This is a genomic window from Cupriavidus sp. D384, from assembly GCF_001652915.1.
Taxonomy (GTDB): Bacteria; Pseudomonadota; Gammaproteobacteria; order Burkholderiales; family Burkholderiaceae; genus Cupriavidus.
In genome coordinates, this window is the sequence record NZ_BBQI01000012.1 from 132754 (window position 1) to 155091 (window position 22338).

General features: G+C 61.3%; 23 protein-coding genes. 9 read left to right on the forward strand and 14 right to left on the reverse strand.

Features of this window, described 5'->3' with window-relative positions; all coding sequences use genetic code 11:
* Positions 1-515 precede the first annotated feature (515 nt).
* Together A9J21_RS06205 and A9J21_RS06210 are read right to left on the reverse strand one after the other, a co-directional pair.
* Positions 516-1589 (reverse strand): amidohydrolase, encoded by a 1074-nt coding sequence (locus A9J21_RS06205; RefSeq protein ID WP_066733114.1) that lies wholly within the window; start codon positions 1587-1589, stop codon positions 516-518.
* A gap of 98 nt (positions 1590-1687) precedes the next feature.
* On the reverse strand, positions 1688-2992 hold the full coding sequence (locus A9J21_RS06210; protein ID WP_066733115.1) for an MFS transporter: 1305 nt from the start codon (positions 2990-2992) through the stop codon (positions 1688-1690).
* A 413-nt stretch (positions 2993-3405) separates the two neighbouring features.
* Between A9J21_RS06210 and A9J21_RS06215 the strand changes: the two genes are divergently transcribed.
* Positions 3406-4032: a tyrosine-type recombinase/integrase gene (locus A9J21_RS06215; RefSeq protein WP_066733116.1), complete on the forward strand. Its 627-nt coding sequence runs from the start codon at positions 3406-3408 to the stop codon at positions 4030-4032.
* Positions 4033-4264: 232 nt separating this feature from the next.
* Here A9J21_RS06215 and A9J21_RS06220 read toward each other — a convergent pair whose 3' ends face one another.
* Both A9J21_RS06220 and A9J21_RS06225 read right to left on the reverse strand, forming a co-directional pair.
* The gene (locus tag A9J21_RS06220) at positions 4265-4795 is read right to left on the reverse strand and encodes a hypothetical protein (protein ID WP_066733117.1); all 531 of its coding nucleotides are present in this window, start codon (positions 4793-4795) and stop codon (positions 4265-4267) included.
* 383 nt (positions 4796-5178) lie between these two features.
* Positions 5179-5694 (reverse strand): hypothetical protein, encoded by a 516-nt coding sequence (locus A9J21_RS06225; RefSeq protein ID WP_066732959.1) that lies wholly within the window; start codon positions 5692-5694, stop codon positions 5179-5181.
* Positions 5695-6237: 543 nt separating this feature from the next.
* Between A9J21_RS06225 and A9J21_RS06230 the strand changes: the two genes are divergently transcribed.
* On the forward strand, positions 6238-6912 hold the full coding sequence (locus A9J21_RS06230) for a bifunctional 2-polyprenyl-6-hydroxyphenol methylase/3-demethylubiquinol 3-O-methyltransferase UbiG (protein ID WP_066732961.1): 675 nt from the start codon (positions 6238-6240) through the stop codon (positions 6910-6912).
* Positions 6913-6994: 82 nt separating this feature from the next.
* Here the strand turns inward: A9J21_RS06230 and A9J21_RS06235 are convergent, their stop codons facing one another.
* From A9J21_RS06235 to A9J21_RS06280, 10 genes are all read right to left on the reverse strand, one after another.
* Complete coding sequence (locus A9J21_RS06235; protein WP_066733118.1) at positions 6995-7297, reverse strand: hypothetical protein; 303 nt, start codon at positions 7295-7297, stop codon at positions 6995-6997.
* A gap of 44 nt (positions 7298-7341) precedes the next feature.
* Positions 7342-9009 carry a M30 family zinc metallopeptidase gene (locus tag A9J21_RS06240; RefSeq protein ID WP_231906827.1) on the reverse strand — a complete coding sequence of 556 codons (1668 nt, stop codon included), beginning with the start codon at positions 9007-9009 and terminating at the stop codon, positions 7342-7344.
* Positions 9010-9330: 321 nt separating this feature from the next.
* Entirely contained in the window at positions 9331-9585 is a 255-nt protein-coding gene (locus tag A9J21_RS06245; protein WP_066732964.1) for a hypothetical protein, read from the reverse strand.
* The gene (locus tag A9J21_RS06250; protein WP_066732965.1) at positions 9582-12683 is read right to left on the reverse strand and encodes a DEAD/DEAH box helicase; all 3102 of its coding nucleotides are present in this window, start codon (positions 12681-12683) and stop codon (positions 9582-9584) included. Before A9J21_RS06250 ends, A9J21_RS06245 begins: the two co-directional genes overlap by 4 nt.
* 62 nt (positions 12684-12745) lie before the next feature.
* Entirely contained in the window at positions 12746-13501 is a 756-nt protein-coding gene (locus tag A9J21_RS06255; RefSeq protein ID WP_066732966.1) for a hypothetical protein, read from the reverse strand.
* Positions 13501-14292, reverse strand: a complete 792-nt coding sequence (locus A9J21_RS06260; protein WP_066732967.1) for a hypothetical protein — start codon at positions 14290-14292, stop codon at positions 13501-13503. Before A9J21_RS06260 ends, A9J21_RS06255 begins: the two co-directional genes overlap by 1 nt.
* Before the next feature lie 86 nt (positions 14293-14378).
* Complete coding sequence (locus A9J21_RS06265; RefSeq protein ID WP_066732968.1) at positions 14379-14609, reverse strand: hypothetical protein; 231 nt, start codon at positions 14607-14609, stop codon at positions 14379-14381.
* Positions 14610-14617: 8 nt separating this feature from the next.
* Positions 14618-15103 carry a hypothetical protein gene (locus tag A9J21_RS06270; RefSeq protein ID WP_066732969.1) on the reverse strand — a complete coding sequence of 162 codons (486 nt, stop codon included), beginning with the start codon at positions 15101-15103 and terminating at the stop codon, positions 14618-14620.
* Between the two features lie 98 nt (positions 15104-15201).
* Positions 15202-15405, reverse strand: a complete 204-nt coding sequence (locus A9J21_RS06275; protein ID WP_231906828.1) for a hypothetical protein — start codon at positions 15403-15405, stop codon at positions 15202-15204.
* A gap of 158 nt (positions 15406-15563) precedes the next feature.
* Complete coding sequence (locus A9J21_RS06280; RefSeq protein ID WP_066732972.1) at positions 15564-16088, reverse strand: hypothetical protein; 525 nt, start codon at positions 16086-16088, stop codon at positions 15564-15566.
* Positions 16089-16246: 158 nt separating this feature from the next.
* Here A9J21_RS06280 and A9J21_RS06285 point away from each other — a divergent pair, with 158 nt between their 5' ends.
* The 7 genes from A9J21_RS06285 to A9J21_RS06315 all read left to right on the forward strand — a co-directional run bounded on the left by A9J21_RS06285 (position 16247) and on the right by A9J21_RS06315 (position 22336).
* The gene (locus A9J21_RS06285; protein ID WP_066732974.1) at positions 16247-16696 is read left to right on the forward strand and encodes a hypothetical protein; all 450 of its coding nucleotides are present in this window, start codon (positions 16247-16249) and stop codon (positions 16694-16696) included.
* Positions 16693-18153 carry a 3'-5' exonuclease gene (locus A9J21_RS06290; protein ID WP_066732976.1) on the forward strand — a complete coding sequence of 487 codons (1461 nt, stop codon included), beginning with the start codon at positions 16693-16695 and terminating at the stop codon, positions 18151-18153. Before A9J21_RS06285 ends, A9J21_RS06290 begins: the two co-directional genes overlap by 4 nt.
* An 8-nt stretch (positions 18154-18161) precedes the next feature.
* A complete protein-coding gene (locus A9J21_RS06295; RefSeq protein WP_066732978.1) occupies positions 18162-19382 on the forward strand; it encodes a DUF1173 family protein in 1221 nt (406 codons plus the stop codon).
* Positions 19379-19726, forward strand: a complete 348-nt coding sequence (locus A9J21_RS06300) for a hypothetical protein (protein WP_066732980.1) — start codon at positions 19379-19381, stop codon at positions 19724-19726. The genes A9J21_RS06295 and A9J21_RS06300 overlap by 4 nt, the downstream gene beginning before the upstream one ends.
* Before the next feature lie 74 nt (positions 19727-19800).
* Positions 19801-20094 carry a hypothetical protein gene (locus tag A9J21_RS06305; protein ID WP_066732982.1) on the forward strand — a complete coding sequence of 98 codons (294 nt, stop codon included), beginning with the start codon at positions 19801-19803 and terminating at the stop codon, positions 20092-20094.
* Positions 20091-21092, forward strand: a complete 1002-nt coding sequence (locus A9J21_RS06310) for a phage Gp37/Gp68 family protein (protein WP_066732984.1) — start codon at positions 20091-20093, stop codon at positions 21090-21092. Before A9J21_RS06305 ends, A9J21_RS06310 begins: the two co-directional genes overlap by 4 nt.
* Positions 21092-22336: a site-specific DNA-methyltransferase gene (locus A9J21_RS06315; RefSeq protein ID WP_066732985.1), complete on the forward strand. Its 1245-nt coding sequence runs from the start codon at positions 21092-21094 to the stop codon at positions 22334-22336. The genes A9J21_RS06310 and A9J21_RS06315 overlap by 1 nt, the downstream gene beginning before the upstream one ends.
* Positions 22337-22338: the final 2 nt, after the last annotated feature.

Sequence of the window (22338 nt, forward strand, 5' to 3'; positions counted from 1 at the left end):
AGTGGCGGTGCATCTCTGATGCCACCGCCACTATGCCCGCTATCGAGTCCCACACTGGTCTCGTCCTGAGCGCCGCTCGAAGCGAGCATTTTCCGTAGTATTCCTGGCGTGGCAATCGTCCCTACATTGCCATCGAGCGACATCCTGCCGACGCCAGCCATCAATCTCGATTTTCAATGGGGATGACCTCTCAGCAAAGGCGACTACTTGAGCTGCTCGATGACGGACACCGTCTAAGAATTTTAAGATCGCCCATCAATGATTCCGCAGTGGGCGTCGCACTCGTTGGTCCCACTTCAGAGGCGACGATTGAGCATGTAGCGCTATGGCGCATTGAGAAGCTCATCGCCAAGGGCGCACTGGCATTCGATACAGGAAGTTTCGGAACCGCATCGTACGTTGTGCGGCGAAGAATGAATCGACATCGGGTTCATGACTCCCGTATGGCCGTTAGTTTGCGTCTTCCCAGGCAAAGCGAAACAGCGAAGCCGCCCTCCGCCTTGCCTTAGGCTTCCTTAGCAAACTCTTGTGACCGCATTCCGAGGGATGGATTGGCACAAACGATAGGTCTGACTTGCCGTTCCACTGAAGAGTTGGTTGCGCTCTTCTGGCGTGTAGTTTTTCGTCAGTTTCTTGAATGCATTCCACAGAACGTTATAGCTAAACATCCCGCGATCGACGGGGAAGTTGCTCTCAAACATATACCTGGCTGTGCCGAAAATGTCGATGCATTCATGCACGTACATTCTCCAGGAGTCGACTAGCGCGTCGGATGACGGCGGCAAAGGTGGTTCGTTGAAGCGAAATCCGGCGTATCGCATACCAAGCCCGCCTATCTTGATGACTACGTTTTCGCATTCGGAAAGCAACCGCAGGCGGGTCGACCACTCCGAGAAGACCTCCTCACGGCGGCCTTCGTAAGGGCCGATACCAATCGGTCCGCCAAGGTGATTGACGACCACGGTAAGGTTGGGAAACGACCGGCACACATCCAATACTTCGTCCAGCTGAGTGAAGAAAGCCCAGAGATCCAAAGAAAGACCACGCCGCTCGATACACGAGATTGCCTCTCGGGCACGAGAATCCATCAGTATTCCCGAGGGGATGTCCAGCGGTCGCACCCGGCTGTCGGCATGCCACACCACGCTGGGCCGTATGCCCTTGAAGCGCGGACCTGCGGCTCGCATATGTGCATCGAGCACCGGTTCGACCTGTTTCCCTAATAGCAAGTCCGTCGTGCCGACGATACCAGCCGCCACGCGAACTTGACCATACTCTCCGCTGGCGCTTTGCGCCGCAATGCCATTGACGAACTCGGTCTCGCCGACCGGCTTCATCTCTTCCTCACCATCTGCTCGGTACATCGAACGACACTGCACATGGACGGTGTGCGTGATGTGATGACCAGCCGTGAAGTCATCTAGCGCTTCATCCAACAAGTACCGGTTGGTGGGGAGATTCCACAGGTGATGGTGCGGGTCCACGATAGGCAATTCCGGCTCGACTATCTCCTCCCGACGGAGAGCCAGCCACTCGAGATTTGCACTTGGATGCGCGGTCAGCGCGGACTTGATTGAACTATCAGACACGACGTTACTCATCCGTAAAGATGAAAGCAGGCTCCGACCGCTATGGTGGAGCCTCTTGGATAGATACTGACGCTCAACCGAACGTCACGGAGTGCCGGCTATGCGGGTGCACTCGACATTGATCCCTGATGAGATCGGCCAGCCATAATGGCGATGAAGCTGATCACTGCGATGAGCATCGTGTAGCCGTAGAACAGCCAGATTCCGCCACCATGCATCGCAATGAGAACGGTTGCGATAATTGGAAGGGGGCCACCGAAGATTGCGCCGGACGCCTGGTAGCCCACTGAAAGCCCTGTGTAGCGAACGTTAGTCGGAAACATTTCAGAGAACAGTGCTGCCTGAGAAGCGTGGCAAGCTGCGTGCCCAAGCCCCAGCATCACGACATAGCAGACCAAGAGCCATCCGTAAGCCCTCGACTCAAGCGCTGTGAAGAACGGAAACGCCATAACTGCCATCACCAACAGTCCACCCACGAACACCTTTCGGCGGGAAATGCGGTCGGTCAATGCGCCGAACAACGGAATCATGCACATCTCCGCGAATGCCCCCAAGCACACGGCCATAAGCATCTTGGACTGGCTGATTCCAAGTTTCGTCACGGCATAGGAAACCATCGCAACGGCGCATGCATAGAAAAAAGTGTTGGGAGCGGCTTGAGCGAACATAATCGCCAGCAGTTGGCGCGGATGTTGTTTGACGACGGTGGCAAGCGGCATCCCTTCAATTTGCCCTGAATCCTTCGCCTTCTGGAAGTCAGGGGACTCCATTACCTTGGTGCGAATGAGAATCCCCACGCCAAGCATCAATGCGCTGAGCAGGAATGGGATACGCCATCCCCAGGACATCAACGCCGACTGGTCCATGTTGATGATCGCAAGGAAGGTCGCATTACCAAGTAGCAGGCCGAGGAACGAACCGCATTGCGGCAGGCTTCCGAAGAATCCTCGCTTCGCCTTATCCGCGTGCTCGACCACTGTCACGATTGCACCGCCATACTCGGCGCCAACGGAAAGGCCCTGAATGACTCGAAGCAGCAACAGCAGAATTGCGCCGATGATGCCGGCGGTCTCATAGGTCGGAAGCAGCCCGATGAGAGTCGTTGCCGCCCCCATGATGATGAAGCTCCACAGCAAAGTGGTCTTCCGACCAACACGGTCGCCAATATGGCCTGCGATGATGCCCCCAAGCGGCCGGACCACCCAAGCAGTCGCGAAAGTCATGAAGCCCAGCAAGGTACCCGTAGTGCTATCGAACGACGGGAAGAACAGCTTATTCAGAAAGAGTGCCGAGATTACGCCAAAAATGTAGAAGTCATACCACTCGATAGTGGCGCCAATGAATGTCGATGCCACAACAATGCGTCGCTGACGCGCCTGTGCCTGGGGCGTGCGGGTGTCCATCTTGTCTCCTGTTATATATGCGGCGCTACTCCTGCCCGCTATGTTCAAAGACTGTAGCCACCGTGCGTTGCCGCGTCAAGAATAAAAGGAACCGGTTCCATTTAGTGGAACTAGTTAAGCTGATGTGCTGGGGTGTTTATGAGTTGTGAAGGCGAAGTGCTAACGCGAACGTTTTACGAGCATGGTGTGCCTCCGCGAGCGAGTCCGCAGGTGCGGTCATACCAGATTTCGCGTCGATCTCAGCATCGCCGCGAAGTAACTGGGAACTTGGCTTTTAGGTCAATGTCTTCTTTTGGAGAAGTTTCCGACATTGCCATAGGGAAGCTCGATGTCCGAGAAGGGTCGGTCAGCGACCGTCGGCGGCACAGGTTTCGGAGCAAACTGATCTTTCCTTCGTTGGAAAGGAGATGATCATGGAGACGTCCAATTCATCCGCCGCCCCGCGGGCACCGTGGAATAAAGGTAAGCTCACCGGACAAAAGCCGCCGCTGAAGCTCTACGAGATCTGGGCAATCCGGACAAGGCTGCAGATGTCGTCAAACCTTCGTGAGCTCGCACTGTTCAATCTTGCGATCGATAGCAAGCTTCGAGCGTGTGATCTCACAAAACTATGCGTACGAGACGTTTGTCAGGGTAGCCGCGTTAGTGCCCGAGCGACGGTGATCCAGCAGAAGACGCATAGACCAGTTCAGTTCGAGATTACTGAGCAGCCCCGCTCCAGCCTTGAGGCATGGACCGCCCATCGCGGATTACGCTCGTCGGATGCTCTGTTTCCAAGTCGGATTCACGCCTCGGCTCACCTGTCCACCCGCCAGTACGCACGGCTAGTGCATCATTGGATCGCATCCATTGGCCTAGACGACACAGCGTACGGCACCCACACTATGCGGCGTACCAAGGCATCTCTCATCTATCGCAGAACCAAGAACCTCCGCGCCGTGCAATTGCTGCTGGGCCACACGAAGCTGGAGAGCACGGTTCGCTACCTCGGTATCGAAGTCGACGACGCGCTTGAGATGGCGGAGCAGACCGAAGTGTGAAAACCTCGGGCCGGCGAGCGGGCGCTTGCCGGCCAGGAGCCGACACTCGCAAGTTCGATTGCCAAAGGCCGCTACGGCTTCGGTTGCAGCCAATGCAACGTCCCAGTTCCCGAGTCGCTCCGCAGTTCCTCTCCTTGTCCAGGCGGGACGCCTCGCAAGCTTTAATCGCCCCGCTGCGCCTGCTGGTCATCCGTCGGCGCACCTGTGGTATTCGCTGCTACAGCGCAACCCCCTATTGCTTGGACCGATCGGGGTAAATCTGGACGTACGGACGGTAAGAGTACAAACGGAGGCTGTTCCTTGGCGTGCCCAAGGGGTAGTCCTCAGGAGATACTACATACACGAATAGTTGCGGTCCCTTGATGTCGAAGTAGACTATCTTGTCCGTCATGTCATTCGGCAATCGGTGCCGGAGGTCGACCGAATCCTCAAAGACTTGACCGGTACTCTTGATGCGCCATTCGACATAGAGAGTGTCGGCAGGACGCATACGTCCGCGGACACCTGCCTGTTGGCCAATCCGTCCCTCCTCCAACGCCCATTTCGGCGGACGTGTACCGGTCATGTCCGAGTCGCCGTAGCGATAATTCAGCACCTCTACCGCCGGCACGGCTCCACGAGTATCAAAACTAAAGGAGTGATTGGCCGCTTTCTGCGACAAGGCACACGCCCCCAGAAAAAGCGAAGCCAGCAAAGGCATCGCCCAGTAGAGACGACGGTTTTGCACGGCGCGGTTCGGGTAGCTGGGGCAGTAGGCGATCATGACAAGTATCGATTGCTTTAAGCTCATGGCAAACCTGGCAGGCTCTGACCAATCTAGCAAGTTTTCCCTCGCAACCGCGGCCAGCGAAGTGGAGTGTATGAGTCAACTCTGTTGCGAGCAACCGCGAATCACTCGACCAGGATTTCGTCGTGATACAACTTCGCTTGTTGCGCACGACACTGAATGACCCAGGAAGGCCGTGTCCGGATAGGAGAAGGGCCAAGACCAGCCAAAAGGCACCATCGGAATGCCGTTGTCCCAAGGTCTGTTTTCGCACTCGGAAGCGGAGACGTTCTTGAAGGCATCGAAGAAGACGAACTGGATATTATAAATCCGCCTGTCGGTCACGCCTCCTGCACTGCTTGCTGTACTATTGCCAGTCCTTATTTCCTGGGTTGGCCGATATAAATCATTTGGTACTTGGTGTGATACGTAAATGGCAAATTCTTAATCGGTGCGCCTGCCGGCGCTGCTTCTGATGCGCCAACGGGTAGGAATTTCTGATCTGCGACGTATACATAGAGTTGCCTGTCGACAATGTAGAAGGCCACCCTCTTATCCTTCATATCGCTAGGCAATCGATGCCGCAGGTCCACGTAATCCTGCAGAACCTCACCAGTATCCTTGATACGCCACTTGACGTAAAGCGTATCGCCGACCAACATCGACCCATTGACGTTCGTCATTTGTCCGATCCGGCCCTGCTTCAACTCCCATTCTTCGGGATGCACACCAGGCATGCTTGAATCACCGTAGCGGAAATCCAGTACCTCTACGGCCGGAATTGCTCGACGAGTATCGAAGCTAAAAGCGTGAGCGGCGGTTCTTTGGGTCGAGACACAGGCAGCGAGAGATAAAGAAGCCAACATGACCATCAAAAAAAAAATGAAGTAGGTCATTTGTGCAGATCGGTCGCGATAAATAAAGAAATAATTCTTCATTTTATATAGTTGGGTTGCAGCCGATGCCACGCCGCAGCTTCGTGTCGCTCCGCAGCCCCCCCCTGCCCAGGCGGGAGGCGCGCTCGGGGTAGCTGGGGTAGTAGGTGACGATTGTTTGAAGCTTTGGGAAAAGCACGCTCTGATCAATTTAGCAGGGTTTTCCCCACAACCGCGGCTAGCGAAGTGGGGGTGTATGAGTCGTGCAACATCGATCCTCAAGTCTTTTGCGTGCGCCCGCGAATCACTTGACCGGCATCTCGTCGCGATATGGGTTCGCTTGTTGTGCACGATACGGAATGACCGATTCAGCCCAAACATCGGTCGTCCGCAACACGGAGTTTGGTAGGCCGCTCAGGGTCGCAAGTCGTCTCTGGAGCCGGCAGGCCATGGCCACGTAGGTCGAAGGCCGAGGCGGAAGTCAATATCGGCCTTTGGACTCATTCCCTCTAGGTTGGCGACAATCTGGCAAACTCCTGACTAATGAAATTTCAGGCGTAGTGGATGTCCATTAAGGTGAGCGGCACAGAAGGCTACGCCGAAAATGCAGAGCATTTTGTCAAGCAATGGCAGAACATCCCCTTTGCTGACCAACACAAGCCAGTCCTGCACCTCATACCAGAGATCCCGTCAAGGATTCTCGACGTTGGTTCAGGAGTGGGGACGGATGCGGTGGCGTTTTCGGCTATGGGTCACACCGTCGTAGCGGTTGAGCCAGTCGACGAACTGCGCGCTGCCGGAATTGAGTTGCATCCTTCGTCGCGGGTTGAATGGATCAATGACAGCCTCCCCGATCTTACTATCCTTCTTTCGAGGAAGGAGACATTTGACGTAGTGATGCTAACAGCCGTCTGGATGCATCTTGATGAAGAGATGCGGCGGCGTGCGATGCCGAACGTAACTTCACTTGTGAGCGATGGTGGCGTTCTGATCATGTCTCTGCGGCATGGGCCCGTTCCCCAAGGCCGTTGCATGTTTGCCGTTTCGGCCGAAGAGACTATCCAACTCGCTCGCATCGAAGGCATGCAACCCGTGCTCAATCTCCGTACCGAGTCCATTCAGCAAGTGAATCGGAACATGGGCGTGACCTGGACCCGATTAGCGTTTAGGAAGAGGCAGCAAAGAGGGATAGATGTCGTTGAGCAAATGTTCCCGGACAGGGCTTCGACGCGCCGTTGAGCGGCCCGATGTCGGAAAAGCTGGAGGGCCGCTCAGGGTCGTGAGGCGACACCGACCCGTGCCACAGCGCGGAGGCTGCCCCCTATCGCTTGCTTTCCGACATTTGCTTCACGCGCACGGAAGGCAGCCACACTCCTGGGCCCGGAGCACGGATGACAGTGCCCAGTACCGTCACTTCGCGCCCCGTCAACGAACGCGCCTGATCCAACGGCACACCGACCAGCTCCCAGTTCGCGTGAGCCTCAGTCTCCAGCATCACAATGGGAAACGGCTCGTTGCCCTTAATGTGAATCTCGCCCACCAGCTCTTGCTTTTGCTCGGTCGCCGCTGTCGCACAAGCTGCGAGACCAAGGGCCATCAGTGCCGAAATCAGGATCTTTCGCATCAGTTTCGAAGAGATACGGGGCGGCGTGTGCCGCCCCTTGGCCATTATTGAATCACGACCGACAGCGTCGAGTTAGCCGGCACCTTGACCGTCTCGCTATACGTGCCATTCACCGCCTTGCGGACCACCGGCAGGCTAGCGTAGGGCTGGAGCGTCGCCGGCACCGATTGCGTCAGCGTGCGGCTGGCCACCAGCGCCTGCGGATCGATTAGCGGCAGCGTGAAGCCACCTTCCGCGCGGGCCGGGAAACCAAAGCCAGTCGGGCTTGGCGCCTTCATTAGCGCACCAGACGTCGCAGCAAAGCGGCGCAGCTGCTCGCCCAGGCTGGACGTCGGCACGGTCGCCTTGATCGACGAGTCCAAGACCGCCACCGAGTCCGTACTGCTCACATTGTTCAGCAGATGCTTGTAGAAGCCCAGCCCAAGCTGTCGGTCCAGGAAACCACCGAGCGAGCCGGACACCGAATAGCTGTCGCAGGCGGCGCCGAACGGATCCCAGGTCAGCAGGCTGCAGTTGTACGAGCCGGCCTTGTAGTTGATGTAGTTCGGGAAGCGCACGTCCCGGATCGCGTTGTAGGTCGGGTCGATCGACTGGCTCGCGAAGTCCTCCATCATCATCGCCGAGGCCTCTTCCAGCCACGTGCTGAAGGCATAGGCCGGACCCTTCACCACGCCACGGCGGTAGAAGTTCTGCATGTGCATGCCTTCGTGCGCCATGGTCAGCAACATCGCCTTCATGCCCTCGGGGCCGCCCAGGTAAAGCGTCTCCGAGTCCAGATACAAGGACACCGACTGGTTACTCAGTGGTTCGGCGGCCGCCGTCAGCGCATTGCGACCGTAGAAATAGCCCACCATGCCGAACGGCTGGGTATTGTGGTCGAAGTTGAGGATCACGATGTCGATCGGCTGGGCCACCGCGCCGCTGATGAGATCGCTGTAGGCGTGCGGCCCCCAGACCGGGCCGCCGGTCTGCTTCAACATGTCATAGATCTTGCCGCTCGGCACAAATCCCGCGTACAGCGCGTTGACGATGGCCGTGCTGACCTTGCTCGGGCTTGTCTCGGTGCTCTCGACCCAGAAGTTCACGGTCGTGCCATCCGACGCAGCATCGGTGCGGATCAGCGTCACGGTGCGCTGCGTGTTGTCCTCGTGATAGAAGGTGCGGGTGTCACCTGGCGTGTACGCAGCGGCGCGCAGCGGCGTGGCGCCAAACGAGGAACTGCTTGGAGCGGTGCCCCGCGCCCCCGCTTTCGCCGCCCATCCGTCGCGGTTGAAGTCGGAGATGCGACGCTTGACCTCGTTCGTACCGTCATCCCACTGGATGGCGCTCGCGGCCACCGTGGGCAGGTACGAGGAAGTCAGCGGGATCGTCGGCATGGTCTGGGCGGTGCCCGACTGGTTCGTGAACACCAGCGTCACATCCTGGCCCTTGAGCCCATCGATGCTGATCGGCATGTCGACCGCGCCAGCCGTGGCATTGATGTTCTGCCACACGCCGACGCCGGTGCCCGCATAGGTGTTGGCATCCACGGCGGCACAGTTCGAACAGGCCGGCACTACGACGCTCGTCGGCTTGGCCACAGGCTCGGCAGGTGTCTGCGTGCCCGGGCCGGTCGGCGCCGTGGTAGCCGTCGTGGTGGATTGCGTGGCGGGCTCAGCGCCATCACCACCGCCGCCGCAAGCCGCCAATACGGCCGACGTCAGCAGTGCCATTGCGAGAGACCCTGGGAACGACAAAGTGCGCGGGTTGCGCATGAGTATTTCTCCTTGTTTCGTTGGCCGCCACCTTCAGTTCGCGGCATCTCAATGTCGGCAAAATTGCCGAGCCCAACACCCCGCTTATGGGGGATAACCCTTAGTCATAGGAGCCACTGGCACGGTGCATCCGAAGGGGACACGCACAACGGCATCACAAAAAAAAACGCCCTGACGAGCAGGGCGGAGAGGAACGGGTCCATCTTGAGAGAGCTTCCGTAGCGGGGCGCTACGGAAACCATCTTATGGTGGTTTAGGGGGGACGAATCCCCCGAAAGCTCAGCTATTTTGGGTGTCTTTCTCCGGCAACGGGCCGATAGGTCTCGCCAGCATGGTGGTTATCGCCCCGCTGACCTGCCAGCCGCCCATCTCCGTCTCGAAGACACCGTGGACGAGGCGATCAAGACAAATCATCTCGACGCCATCGGCTTCCAAGGTGCCAAGGATCTTGGCGACGGTCGTTCTGCGCGTGCCGCGCCGTTTGACCGTTGCCACACCCTCGCCCAGAGAGATGCTGCACTCATTCGCTTTCATGCTGCCTCCTTGAGCAGTTGACGTTGATCGTGGTTCTTGCGGCCGTGAAGCCCCGCCAGATCCTCCACAAAGGCATCGAGAAGCGTGTCCATATGCAGGAACGCCTCGTCTTCCAATTCCGGTGTCGCCCAGTCCAACCCGGCTTCCATGGCATCGCGTTTATGCGCCACCATCTGGTCCTGGTAGACATCGATGCTTCCCGGCAGGTGGAAATAGATCACCTTCAGCTGCCCTTTCCGGTTCCATCGCAGAGCACGTCGCATCGCCTGATACTCGATGCGCCACGTCCACGAGCGGTCGTAGAACAGCACGTAGTCGGCGTTGGGGAGGTTGTACCCTGCCCTGCCTGAGCCCTTCGTGCACAGCAGCCCCGTGGCCGTGCCATTCACGAACCGCTTGTCCTTGTCGGCCACGCGCTTCGTAATTGGAATGCCCCCATGGAACGGCACCGTATCGACGCCACGGGCCTTCAATTGCCCGGCGATCAGATCGATCACTCCGGGATTCTCGGCAAACAGGATGGCCTGCTTCCCTTCCGCGGCGATCGCTTCCAACCGGTCAATCGCGGCCCGCTGCTTGCTGGTCAACTGCCCCAGCGCTCCGACGCCGTCTACCCCATGCTGCGGGTAGTTGGCCGCGAAGTGCACGGCGCGAATCCGCGCCAGAATCGCGATCAGGTTGTTCGAGCGTCCGTCGGTTCGACGGATCTCCCGATACCAGTCCGCGAACTCGTCGGCTGTGCGCAAATACAGGGATAGGTGCGACGGGTCCCAGTCCGTCTCAACCACCTCGACTGCCGGCGGATCAATCTGGATGTACCTGGCCACGTCGGGCTCGCAAACCAGCCGGCGCTTGACGTGGGGTGCCAGCATCTGGCGATATAGCGGCAGGTTCCCGATCTTGGGCACCTCCCGTTTCGCGCCGTCTTGCAGGCTTTCCGCAAACTCCCAGGTCACCCATTCCAGGACAACAAAGTCATCCCGGAACCGGTCCACCCCGCGCTGCGCAAACTGCGCGGTGGCGAGCCACTGCGGTTCCAGATGGCCGCGACGGTAGCCATAGGGCTGGGCCGCCGTGCCATCGCCTCCCGTGAACGCGATCAGACCGAACACGTCCCGCGGGTAGTTGGCTATCGGACTGCCGGTCAGGATGTAGCGACGCCGTGCCGAAAGCTGCCAGAGCGCGCGGCTCTGGTCGCTGTTCGGGTTGGACAACCGCTCTCCTTCGTCGGCGACCAAAAGCCCGATGCGGCGTCGCAACCGATGGGCATAGGTCACCCGCTTGGAGGCATTGCGGCAAACCGGCATGCGAAGGCGCTCGTAGGCAATGAGATTGATCTGCCCCAGTTCGCCCAGGCTTTCCGGCGAGTCGATGACCTTGACGGCATCGGCTGGCAGGATCTGCGCCAGCTCCGCGCGCATTTCCGGCACCAACCGCGCCTCGACAACGATGAGCCCATGCTTGACCCCGGACAACAGGATCAAGGCCGCGGCGAGCCGCGACTTGCCGCACCCCTGTTCCCAGGCGGCTACGGCGCCGCACGGCTTTTGCAGCAACTCCACCAGATCATCCTGCTGGAATTCCCAGTTCAGCCAACGGTCAATACCGAGCGCCTGCATGCGCCGTCGCAGTGCGAGTGCCTGGCCTGGCCACCGGACCGCGAGGCCTTCGTGCACGGTCTCCCATGTCTGCGCCGATCGGCTCACGGCAAACCTGCTCATGAGCTCGTCGAGCGTCAACGCGAACTCGGCGCCGCCGGCCTGAAACGCATAACGGCCGTCAGGCTGGCGGGCGAATGCTACCGTCTCGCCAGCCTTGATCACTGGGCTGCCCCATTTCAACGGATCCACGACATGGCTTTTGAGGGCCACGCCGGAGATCGCGTCCGCCGCATTGACACCAGTCGTCCAGACCGTATGCCGCAGGGCAGTGGCCTGGCGCACGCTGCGCCGAATCCGCTTCCCGAAATGTTCCAGGAACCCCGGCGCCAGTTGCGGCACGCCGCCGGCATCGCGAATCAGCCGAAGCAGCCCATCCAGCGCCGCCATCGGGTCATCCTGCACCAGATAGGCTTCGAGATCGAGGCGTCCACTGCCGGCGTAGCGCATGCCGTTGGGCAACCGCTGTCCGTCCATCGGTACGATTCGACTATCGAGCACCCGGTTAAGCACCATCGCCTCGACGAAACCACACTCGAACCCGAGGACAATTCTGCGGCCGTCATGGGCAACGCGTACCCGTTTCTGCGAGGTCACCGGCCGCGTGATCGCCGGTCCGGCGTCGTCCAACACCTGATGGTTCAGGCGCGGCTCATGGAAATACCGATCGTCTACGTTCAGATCCAGCGTCGGCAGCGGTACGGAGAAGTCGCCATGGGATTGGCGTACGACCCTTCCCGTGCGGTAGCGACCGAATACGGCAATGGACGTGTGAACCGTGGCGCCCTCCTCCCGGAAAGCGGACACCGGCAGATCGAAGATGCCGACCACGCGGCGCGCCGCCGTGCTATGCGCATCCCGGTGGTCCAGGACGCCCACAAACCGGTCGACAAAGGACGTCGGCAGCAGCGCCACCACAACTTGTGCCGCCTCAAGCGCCTGGGCCAGCGCGTACTCATGGCTGAGAGCGCTGGTGTTCGGCCCGAACCGGCCCCATGTGGTGCAACCGAAAGCCTGCAGGTGGGGCGATTCGAGGTGGATCGAGAACGGCGGATTGATAACGGCCACATCGAAATGACGCGGCTGGATCTCCTCCATCCCACCCTGGCGGAAGCTGCCCTCAAAGCCAGCTGCCTCAACGGCTTGCTGAACGGCTGCGATCGCCGGTTCGTGCACGTCGACGCCATAAATGGCGTGTAGCGCAGGATCGGCAAACTGCAGGAGCCGCGCCGACCCAACGGAATTGTCCAGCACCGCGACCTTACGGCCGGGGCGCCAGCCCTCCACGACGCCCCACATCAGGCGGGCAATCGCATCGGGCGTGAAGAACTGGGAAAGATGCCGCTGACGCGCGGCGTGCAGTTCACCCATGTGGGCGATCTTGTCCGCCTGCGAACCGAGGCTGACGATGGCCCGCAAGGGCTCGTACCAATGAGTCATATAGGATTCCAGAAAAGAAAAAGCCCCGTCGATGACGGGGCAAGGGAAAGGCGCCAGGCTGCTTATGCGGCAGCTGGCTCAGATAGATGCTGGGCGACGAACGCCAGGAGGCGCTCGCCAAGAGCCGCGGAGAACCGCAATTCCCAGTACTCGTTGTATTGCAGGACATCCAGCCCGGGGAACGTCCGCCGTTGCTGGGGACCGAACGCTTCACCGTGGTCGAATTGCCGCAAGCATCCTGCCAGCGCCGGCTCACCCGCGTCTTGCGCAAACGCAGCGAGCGCGAGCAATGCTGCGCGGACTTCGGCGTGCGCCTCCACCGCTATGCGCCGCATCGGACGCACCGCAGTCGCCACCGACGGCGCCTTGAGCCGCAAGCGCGTGACCTTGGTAAAGCGCCGGACCGCATTGGGCAAATCCAGTTGCAGCGAGGCGGCGAGCGTCTCGGCCATCTGACGGCATGCCAGCGCCCGCCCGCAGTGTTCGTACCGCTCAGCGAGCACCCGCCAGTACCGGTCCAGATCCGGCGTTTCTCCTGCACGGATAGCTTCCCAGATGTTCGGGTAGCCGTTGACCGGGATGCGGGTCTCGTCGATGCTGACCGGCGCCCCGGCGATGCCAAACTCGTTGCTCGCCCGATCGATCAGGCTTGCCACCAGGCGGCGTAGGAAACGACGAAACTCGCCGGGATGGTCAACATGCAACGGCACGACCACGGCCTTGGCGCCCACCTGCGCTGCCAGCGCGCTAACCCGTGCAAACGCGTCAGCGGAGGCCACCTGCGCTGCACGGAACGCCTCTACAAGCGCGTTGTACATCAGTGCCGCTCCTGCATGGCTTCCTGGCCGTACTCGCCAATGAACAGCATCAGCGCCTCCGCCAGCTCGTTGCAGAACTTGAACTCCCACTTGTCGTTGAACAGGGTAATGTCCAGGCCCGGCATGGCGATCTTCTCGCGCGAGACGTACTCCAGCTCGTACAGGTTGATGCCTGTAAGCTGCTTCGCGAGCAGCGCATTACCCGCTTTGCCCGCGAAAGTGGCGAGACCCATCAGGCAATCTGCCGTTGGCTGCGTGCTGTGATACCCCACCCTGCGCCGGCTCGACCTGTAGGACGTCTCGGTATAGACCGGCTTCTTGAGCACCACGCCGGCCGCCGTGCGCTTTACCTCGGCATTGCGATGCAGGCCAAAGTTGCGCACGATCCGCGACGCGGCCTGACGGTAGGCCGTTGCCGCCCCGCCATCACCTTTGTAGAAGGCGGTGAGCGACGCCCAGAGCTTGTCGAGATCTGGAATCTCGCCCTTCCTCAGTGCTTCGTGGATATCCAGGCCGGCACGCTCGTACTCGGCGCTATTCTCGATATCGAGCCGTGCGCCCAAGGGAGCAAACTCCCTACGGGCCCGGCTGACGATGTTACTGGCCAAAGATTGGCAGAACTTCTCGAGTTCGTTCTCTTGCCGGTACGCCGAACGCACGCCTACGGCGAAAAACGGTTCGTCGGTGCCGGTGCCGGCGAGCATGTCGCGCTCGAAGTTGGCGGCGTCCTGATAGGCCTGACGGGCCGCTTGCTGTGCGGCAATGAACTTTTCGATGATTTGGTTGTACATGACGGTCTCGATAATGGGGAGACCGCCCCGTCGGGAAGGTCTCCCGAGGGGAATGGAATGGAACTGCCGGAACTACGCCGCGCCGGCTACACGGCCAAGTCCAGCCAGTGTTGCGCAGACTGCCGGCTCACATCGGCCGCCGCTTCCTGGCGGACAGTTGCCTTGCCGCCATCCGGCAGCGTCTTGAGATCGGCATCATCAACACCTTCGACGTCGTGATCAACGATCACCACGTTCACATGGCCGTCGGTCTCGATGAACGGGATCGTGCCACCGGCAAGATGGACGATAACCGTGGTCTTCCTAATGGTGTTCATGGCCGCCCTCAGTGGATCGAGATTGCGCGGCCTGCCGGCATGGGCATAAAGCCCATGGCCCACCAGATCGCAGCGGGATGGTCCGGAAAGTCCGGAATCTCGTTGCGCTGGAAGATGTCCGGCACCAGCGCAATCGCCGATGGGCGAGCCTGGACGGTCTCCCACCAGTGTCGCTGCAGTCGCAGCCAGGTGAGTTCTGCACGAGCGATGTGATCCCATTCGGAGGGCAGCTTCGATTCGTCGAAGAGGTCGGCCCCTTTCGCGGTCATGATGGCCACCACCTCGTGGTAGCGGCCGAGCTCGTGCGCAAAGCCGCGGCGCTCGAATCGTAGGATTGCGGGGTCGGGATAGCCGAAAATGCGCTGCAACTGTCGAATGTAGACCGCGCACTCGCGGCGCGATCGCTTGCTGTAATCGTCGTGGCCGACTTGCGCGCAGGATTCCTCAGCGGGAACTGGCCCGACTTCGATGTCGATTGTCTTGGTGTGGAACATAGCGTTTCCTTAATGGACACGGGAAACGCCCCACCGGGACGCTTCCCGGATGGGTATGGATGACCGCGGCAGCCCGTGAAGGCTGCGCGCGGCGATGGTCAGGCCGGCTGGCCCGACAGATGCGAGAACCTGGCAAGGACCCACAAAACGACCACCGCCAGGGCGGCAATCATCAGTGTGAACAGCTGCAGGTACAGCAGCGCAATGCTTCCCGTCGTGACGATGAAGAACAGCGCCGTGAAAAGAATCACGACCAGTGCAACGATGGCACCGGCAGTTTCAGGGGCGTCAATGTGAGACATGATGGCTCCAAAGAAATGGGAGCCATGACCCATGGGGGACATAGCCCCGATGGGTGAAAGAAGAAGATGGCCGGTACGCCGGCGAGGTCGATGCGCAGAAGCGCGGAGAATCCGACGAATCTTACCTCGCCTCTGTGCGACGTACAAGAAGAGGACGCCTAGCGCTTCACGGCCGCTTCGCGGGCACGGCGGTTCGCCTCGCGCAGGCGATTGACAACGGCCCAACGGCGCTGCTCCACCTCTTCGGGGTTCTCCAAATTGGAATAGTCCTGCACCGGTCCATCGCCGACAAACGGCACGTAATCGTCCGGAAGCCTGCCTTCGGCTTTAGCCTTCTCGCGCTGCAGCCGACCCAGCCCGTCACTGCTCTCCGTAATGGCGACGTAGTCCCAGCGCGACGGGACGGCATCTTCGGAGAACCAGACCTCGCCTACGCCCTGCCCCACGATAGCCACCACATCGTAGACGCTCCCCACGGCGGAGGGGTTCGCCCGCACCTCAAACCGAAGAACCTCTGGCCTCGGGTTCCAGAAAACACGGTCCAGGTAGCGCTTGAATATGAACGCGTCCAGCCGCGCGATCTCGCCATACTGCGGCTCGCCTGGGGCGATGAACTGCGGCTCGTTCTTCGGGCGGGTGCCGAGTGATACCTCGCGAGCAATTGGTGTAGTGGCTTGAGACATGGGTTTTTGGTGAAAGGCGCGCGAAATTCTATCTCTTTCGAAGCCTACGCCCGGATTTCTGCCTCGAAAATGATTGACGGCGAACTTCGCCCGCCGGCCGCCTTGACTTTGACGCAGGGCCGGTATCTTGGTCTTAGACCATTCCATACCTTGCTGCCATGCGATTTACCCGATTCGGACGACACCACCCCGTCGATTTCAATGCCCGCCGTCAGGCCGCCTTCGCCCGCAAGCAGCAGAGTGAGCGCGATCGGTATCCGCTCTTTGCGGAACATGTTGCGGCCGAGCAGCATTCCGCGCAGGAAGAACTGACGCGCCGCCAGCGCCGATCGGATCGCCTCGAGGCCACTACGCGCTGTATGCAGGCTCGCCTCTGGCGGCAAAAGCGCGCCGTCTACTTCTCCCTGAGCGCAGAGCTGCGGGCTGAAGTCCGGGCCAAGTGGCTCGCATGGACTGGGCCCACCACCGCGTTCTACTTTGCCTACATCGTGGACAACGCCAGTGGCGAGGCCGCACGACGCGCCGAGGTGTCCCGCGCCCATTCACTGGAAATCCGACGCCGCGTTCTCGCGAGCATGCCAGAACAAACCGCGCTGGAGATGCCATGACGCCCACCGTTGAACAGGAGCAGGTCGTTGAAGCGGTCCGGGCGGGCGGACCGGTCAAAGTCAAGGCATACGCCGGGGCCGGCAAGACTTCGACCCTTCGCATGGCCGCAGAGGCTCGCGGCCGCGCGCGCGGGCTCTACCTGGCGTTCAACAAGGAAATCGCCAACGAGGCGGCCCGCAAGTTTCCGCAGAATACCCGCTGCCGCACGGTCCACTCCCTGGCTTACGGCGGCACCAGCCCCGAAATCACGCGCAAGCTCAGGAATCCTGTGGAGCCGCCGCATCAGCTCGCAATGCGGTACGGGTTCGGGAAGCTGCGCTTGCCCACAACGATTGGCAAAGATCTTGAACTGAGTCCCAGCAAGGTCGCCCGGATGGTAATGGATGGCGCGGCTCGCTTCTGCCGCTCCGCTCAGGCAGAACCGCTTGCGTGGCATATCCCGGTGGACGCCATCGTAAAGGAAGAGGAAGCCGAGCATCTGCGCCAATCGCTTCTGCCGTCGGTCAAGCGGCTCTGGTCCGAATACCTGGACCCTGCCGCCCCGTCAGCCATTGCACACGATGTATATGTAAAGGTCTGGCAAAGCAGTCGCCCCCGTATCGGTGCGGATTTCATCCTGTTCGACGAAGCGCAAGATGCCGATGGCCTCATGCTCTCAGTGCTGCGCGGCCAGCAATGCCAGGTCATCTACGTCGGCGACCCTTATCAGCAGATCTACGAGTGGCGCGGCGCAGTCAATGCCATGGACCATATCCGCGCGCCGGAGTACGCTCTCACCGAGTCCTTCCGTTTCGGTCCCGCCATCGCGCAACTGGCCAGTCGTGTTCTTGCGCTGATGGACGAAGACACGCCCGTGCGCGGCCAGGACCATGTGGCCTCTCGCGTCCTGCACGAGCCGATTCCAGGTCAGGATCGCTTTGACGCCATCCTTTGCCGCAAGAATGCCACGGTCCTGACCCACCTGGCCCGGGGCATCGGCCGAGGCGACCGGGTCGCGGTCCGCGCCAACGTCGACGAACTCCGGGCCTTCGCGGACGGGGCCGAGCAGCTCATGCGCGGCCAGCGCGTCGGCTTTCCGGCCACGCTTGCCCTTTTCGAGACCTGGGAAGAGGTGCAGGAGTACGCGGAGTCATTCGCGGGCCGGGATCTCAAGCCGCTCGTCTCGCTGATCGACAACGAGGGGGTGGACTACTTGCGGCTGATCCTCACCCGCGTATCCCCCGAGGACGAGGCCGACTACATCGTTTCGACGGTCCACCGTGCCAAAGGGCTTGAGTGGGATCGGGTGCAGCTCGCCGGCGACTTCAAATTCAAGAATGGCGACGACGGGAAGCTGACCATGGCGGCCGAAGAGATGCGGCTGCTCTATGTCGCGATGACGCGCGCCAAGCACGCGCTTGACGTGAGCGAGGTCCGCCGCGACCTGTACACCATGTTCCGGGATGCCGGCGTCTAGGAGGACATATGATCACCGTGCGGATTGGCGGGAACGAGTTCCCACTCGACGATGTACTGGACGACCCCGGCCCCTATGCGCGCCACCTCGAGCGCGCCAAAACGATCCAGGGCTTTGCCGAATGCGGCTGCGGCAGGCAGCATCCCAGGCCTAAACTGGTGATCCGCCGTCACCGGGACATCTTTTTGCTCGCGCGGTGGCCGGAACAGGCGCATCACCACGCACCTGCATGCCCCTTCAACCGGCAAACGCTGGCCAAGGCGGGTCCCACCGACAACCTCGATCCCTTCCGGGTCAAGGACGGCAATCACGACATCCGGCTCGGGGTCACGCTGACAGCGACCACTCGTACGCCGGCCGCGACCGTCCAGCGCTCTGCGCAAGGCCAGAGCAGCAAACCGCAGCGTCGCGCGGCCGGTCTGCTGGCGTTCCTGGAGTATGCCTGGGAGCAAGCCGGGCTGAACGTGTGGCCGGGCACCGGCTACCGCGGCTGGACGGCCTGCTGGTCCCAACTGACCACCGAACTGGCGGAATGCCGCATCAACGGCAAGCCTGCAAACGGTTTGCTTCACATCCTGCAGCGATGGGATCCCGGTCGGAAGGCCGAGATCCTTGCCGAATTCGACGCCTGGCAGGCCCGGCTCGCTCCCACGGCCGCAGGCAGCCCGCGCGGCATCGTGATCGGCCAGATTGAGTCGCACGAACCCTCGCAGTACGGCGGCAAACTGGTGTTGCGACAAAGCCGGCAGCGCTATTTCCTCAATACAGACCTCTATGCGGGCCTGCAGAGTTCATTTGGGAGTGCGTTGTCTGCCGTCGGCAAAGACGACCAGCGCTGCGTCGCCGTGCTTTTGGTCGAGATGTCGAAGGGCGGGTATCTGCGGGTGGTAGACGTGGCCGCGATGCTGGCCAACACCCACTTTCTGCCCTGCGACTCATCCTACGAGATCGCCATGGCGGATCGCCTGATCGCGGAACGGCGCGCGTTCCGCAAGCCCCTGCGGCATATCGGCCGGGCCGCCGCGCATCCAGACTTCGTCTTGACCGACGTGACGCCAGAGACCGTCATCGAGGTCCTCGGCATGACGGGCAACGCCGACTATGACGCCCGCATGGCCGAGAAGCGGGTGCAATACCGAGCCGCCGGCATCCCCGTCATCGAGTGGGACGCCACGGCCAGCCCGCTCGCTGCCGTACAACTGCCTCCACCGGACCACCAGCACCAATGACTGGGCCTGATATCGCTTTGGCAGCGCTGTCTGATCGCGAATACGCCCGCGCGCTTGATCTCGTCCAGCGCTTTCGGGCGGGCTCCGTCGCGCTGCTGCAGCGGTATCTGGAAGTCGATTCCGATGTTGCCGAATCGTTGCTGCTACGCATGTCGCAGGAGACGACGCTCGTGCGCCGAATGCCTGATGGCCTTTTCCTGTTCGTTGGAGAAACCATCGGCCAGGAACTGGAGGCGCTACAGGGATTCGCCCGCGAGGTCCTTGCGGCACTACAGTCGGATCGAGTCGACGCTGACCACCTCCGCGCCGCAGCCGCCCGCTATGGCCTCACGCCGCCGTCTTGACTTCGTTACCGGTCCGATAGGCTGAGTGGGACGACGAATGCCTTCGACTGCCCGCGACCACCGCTTCAAATCATATGGAAAACAACCGAGACAACATCCCGCCACTTCTCGTTGAAAGTGGCCGCCGCCTTATCGCCGCGAGAGCCAAGGGCGGCTATCTGGTCCATTTGGTGGATCTAGCCCAAGGCCGGGCGCTGTGCGGCCACCAGCCGCGCCATACGGCCACGCGCATGAAGCGCAGAGGCGGCTGGCTCCCGCATGGCGCCGTGCCGCCTACCTGCAGCAAATGCAAGGCCGCCCAACCGTCTGCGACCGTTGCGCCGGAGCGCGATCCACTGACCATCGACATGTTCGAGGCCCAGGCATGAGCGAAAACACCACAATCGAATGGACCGACCACAGTTGGAACCCGTGGGAAGGTTGCCAGAAGGTGGGCCCCGGCTGCGACCATTGCTATGCGGAAGCCCGCAACCAGCGGTTCGGCGGCGGCACCGCCCCGAATTGGGGTCCTGGCGCACCCCGACGCCGCACGTCCACGGGCAACTGGCGCAAGATGTTTCGGTGGAACGCCGCCCACGCGGCCTTCGCTGCCGTTCATGGCCGACGCCAACGCGTCTTCTGCGCGAGCCTCGCGGATGTGTTCGACAACGAAGTCCCAATCGGTTGGTTCATCGACATGCTCGAGGTATGGCGGCAGACGCCGAACCTCGACAAGCTGGTTCTCACCAAGCGCATCGGCAATGCCACGAAGCGGCTCGGGGAGGCGTTCAACACGCTGATGCTGCGCGATGACTGCGCCGACAACCCGCTCGTACCATGGCTGGCGACATGGATCGCAGGCAATGCGCCGGCGGACATCTGGCTGGGTTCAACAATCGTGAACCAGACCGAAGCGGACCGGGACATCCCAAAGCTACTTCGCACCCCGGCCAGGACCCGCTTCCTCTCGATGGAACCGCTGCTGGGCCATGTCGATGTCTTCTCGCCCATAACGTGCGAGCTTCTGCATACCTCCGGCAACGACTACGCGTCGGGGTCGATCGACTGGATCATTGCCGGCGGCGAGAGCGGTCGGAGCGCTCGGCCGATGAGCCCCGATTGGGCACGAAGCCTGCGCGACCAGTGCGCGGCCGCCGGCGTGCCTTTTCTGTTCAAGCAATGGGGCGAGTGGATACCGATGCTGGGGCAGGTCGATCGTGCTCCCGTTGGTGAAAAGACCGCGACAACGGACGGCTGGGTGATGGGCTGGGCCGGAAAGAAGTCGGCGGGCCGCCTGCTCGACGATACGTTGCACGACGCCTTTCCGGTAACGGCGCTGGACGTTGGGGCCGCATGCGAGCGGGCGCTGGCTAGAGGGGGCCTCTGATGCAACAGCTGAATCTGTTTGGACACGTGGCCGCGGCATTCGCGGACGCGCCTGCCGACGGTATCGCCACGGCGCAGCTCTACGATGCCGTGGCCACCGCAGCTGGTATCGACCTGGCTGAGGCTCGAGCGAAAGTGCCGGTCGGCACGGCTGGCGCCATGCACAGCCCCTTCAAGCGGGCCGTGCGCTGGCACCAGCAGACGCTGAAGTCCATGGGCATCGTAGAGCGGGTGGCCGACCGCGCAGGGTTCTGGAGGCTGACTGAACCGGTCACCAAAGACCTGGATCGCGCCGCCAACGGCGTCCGGCTGGTCGCCTTCAGCACCACGCTTGGCGTGGCCGTGTGGGCACGCCATGCGGATGTGTTTCGGGGCCTCGGCGAGCCGATCGCACTGTGCGTCACCTCGCCGCCTTATCCTCTGAGACAGGCACGGGCCTACGGCAACCCGAATGAGGCGCAATATGTCGATTTCCTGTGTGAGGCTCTTGAACCCATCGTTGCCGGGTTGGTGCGCGGCGGCAGCATCGTCCTCAATGTGTCGAACGACATCTTCGAGCCGCGCAGTCCGGCCCGGTCTCTCTATATAGAGCGGCTGACGCTTGCCCTGCATGATCGCCTCGGCCTGTCGCTCATGGGCCGCGTGCCGTGGGTCAACTACAGCAAGCCGCCCGGTCCTACCCGATGGGCCTGCGTGGAAAGCGTGCAACTCACGTCGGCCTATGAGCCGGTGCTCTGGTTCACCAACGATCCCGCCTGCGTGCGGGCCGATAATCGCCAAGTTCTCCAGGCTCACACGGAACGGCACCGGCGGCTGATGGCCGCGGGCGGCGAGGCCCGTGACGCGGTCTACGGAGATGGCGCCTACCGTATTCGTCAGCGCGCCTTTGGCACCGAGACGGCCGGACGGCTGCCTCGCAACGTCATCGAACGCGGTCATAGCTGCGCGGACACTCGCGCCTATCGCCGTGCCGCCCGGGATCTGGGCTTGCCGACCCACGGCGCCATGCAGCCGACCGACATCCCGGACTTCTTTACACGGTTCCTGTCGCGGCCAGGAGACCTGGTTGTCGATCCGTTCGGCGGCACGATCCGGACTGGACTCGCTGCCGAGCGCCTGGGCCGGCGATGGATCGCGACCGAATGGATCCTGCAGTACGTCCGAGGCGCCGCCGAGCTGTTCCGCCAGGCCGACGGCTTTCAGATGCATCCGGCCCTCCAATGGGCCACCCAACCGAAATATTGAAC

Bases quoted from the DNA above. Each gene is read 5' to 3' on its own strand.
- A9J21_RS06210 (WP_066733115.1), bottom strand. From the start codon at position 2,992: ATGGACACCCGCACGCCCCAGGCACAGGCGCGTCAGCGACGCATTGTT.
- A9J21_RS06215 (WP_066733116.1), top strand. From the start codon at position 3,406: ATGGAGACGTCCAATTCATCCGCCGCCCCGCGGGCACCGTGGAATAAA.
- A9J21_RS06220 (WP_066733117.1), bottom strand. From the start codon at position 4,795: ATGATCGCCTACTGCCCCAGCTACCCGAACCGCGCCGTGCAAAACCGT.
- A9J21_RS06225 (WP_066732959.1), bottom strand. From the start codon at position 5,694: ATGACCTACTTCATTTTTTTTTTGATGGTCATGTTGGCTTCTTTATCT.
- A9J21_RS06230 (WP_066732961.1), top strand. From the start codon at position 6,238: ATGTCCATTAAGGTGAGCGGCACAGAAGGCTACGCCGAAAATGCAGAG.
- A9J21_RS06235 (WP_066733118.1), bottom strand. From the start codon at position 7,297: ATGCGAAAGATCCTGATTTCGGCACTGATGGCCCTTGGTCTCGCAGCT.
- A9J21_RS06240 (WP_231906827.1), bottom strand. From the start codon at position 9,009: ATGGCACTGCTGACGTCGGCCGTATTGGCGGCTTGCGGCGGCGGTGGT.
- A9J21_RS06245 (WP_066732964.1), bottom strand. From the start codon at position 9,585: ATGAAAGCGAATGAGTGCAGCATCTCTCTGGGCGAGGGTGTGGCAACG.
- A9J21_RS06250 (WP_066732965.1), bottom strand. From the start codon at position 12,683: ATGACTCATTGGTACGAGCCCTTGCGGGCCATCGTCAGCCTCGGTTCG.
- A9J21_RS06255 (WP_066732966.1), bottom strand. From the start codon at position 13,501: ATGTACAACGCGCTTGTAGAGGCGTTCCGTGCAGCGCAGGTGGCCTCC.
- A9J21_RS06260 (WP_066732967.1), bottom strand. From the start codon at position 14,292: ATGTACAACCAAATCATCGAAAAGTTCATTGCCGCACAGCAAGCGGCC.
- A9J21_RS06265 (WP_066732968.1), bottom strand. From the start codon at position 14,609: ATGAACACCATTAGGAAGACCACGGTTATCGTCCATCTTGCCGGTGGC.
- A9J21_RS06270 (WP_066732969.1), bottom strand. From the start codon at position 15,103: ATGTTCCACACCAAGACAATCGACATCGAAGTCGGGCCAGTTCCCGCT.
- A9J21_RS06275 (WP_231906828.1), bottom strand. From the start codon at position 15,405: ATGTCTCACATTGACGCCCCTGAAACTGCCGGTGCCATCGTTGCACTG.
- A9J21_RS06280 (WP_066732972.1), bottom strand. From the start codon at position 16,088: ATGTCTCAAGCCACTACACCAATTGCTCGCGAGGTATCACTCGGCACC.
- A9J21_RS06285 (WP_066732974.1), top strand. From the start codon at position 16,247: ATGCGATTTACCCGATTCGGACGACACCACCCCGTCGATTTCAATGCC.
- A9J21_RS06290 (WP_066732976.1), top strand. From the start codon at position 16,693: ATGACGCCCACCGTTGAACAGGAGCAGGTCGTTGAAGCGGTCCGGGCG.
- A9J21_RS06295 (WP_066732978.1), top strand. From the start codon at position 18,162: ATGATCACCGTGCGGATTGGCGGGAACGAGTTCCCACTCGACGATGTA.
- A9J21_RS06300 (WP_066732980.1), top strand. From the start codon at position 19,379: ATGACTGGGCCTGATATCGCTTTGGCAGCGCTGTCTGATCGCGAATAC.
- A9J21_RS06305 (WP_066732982.1), top strand. From the start codon at position 19,801: ATGGAAAACAACCGAGACAACATCCCGCCACTTCTCGTTGAAAGTGGC.
- A9J21_RS06310 (WP_066732984.1), top strand. From the start codon at position 20,091: ATGAGCGAAAACACCACAATCGAATGGACCGACCACAGTTGGAACCCG.
- A9J21_RS06315 (WP_066732985.1), top strand. From the start codon at position 21,092: ATGCAACAGCTGAATCTGTTTGGACACGTGGCCGCGGCATTCGCGGAC.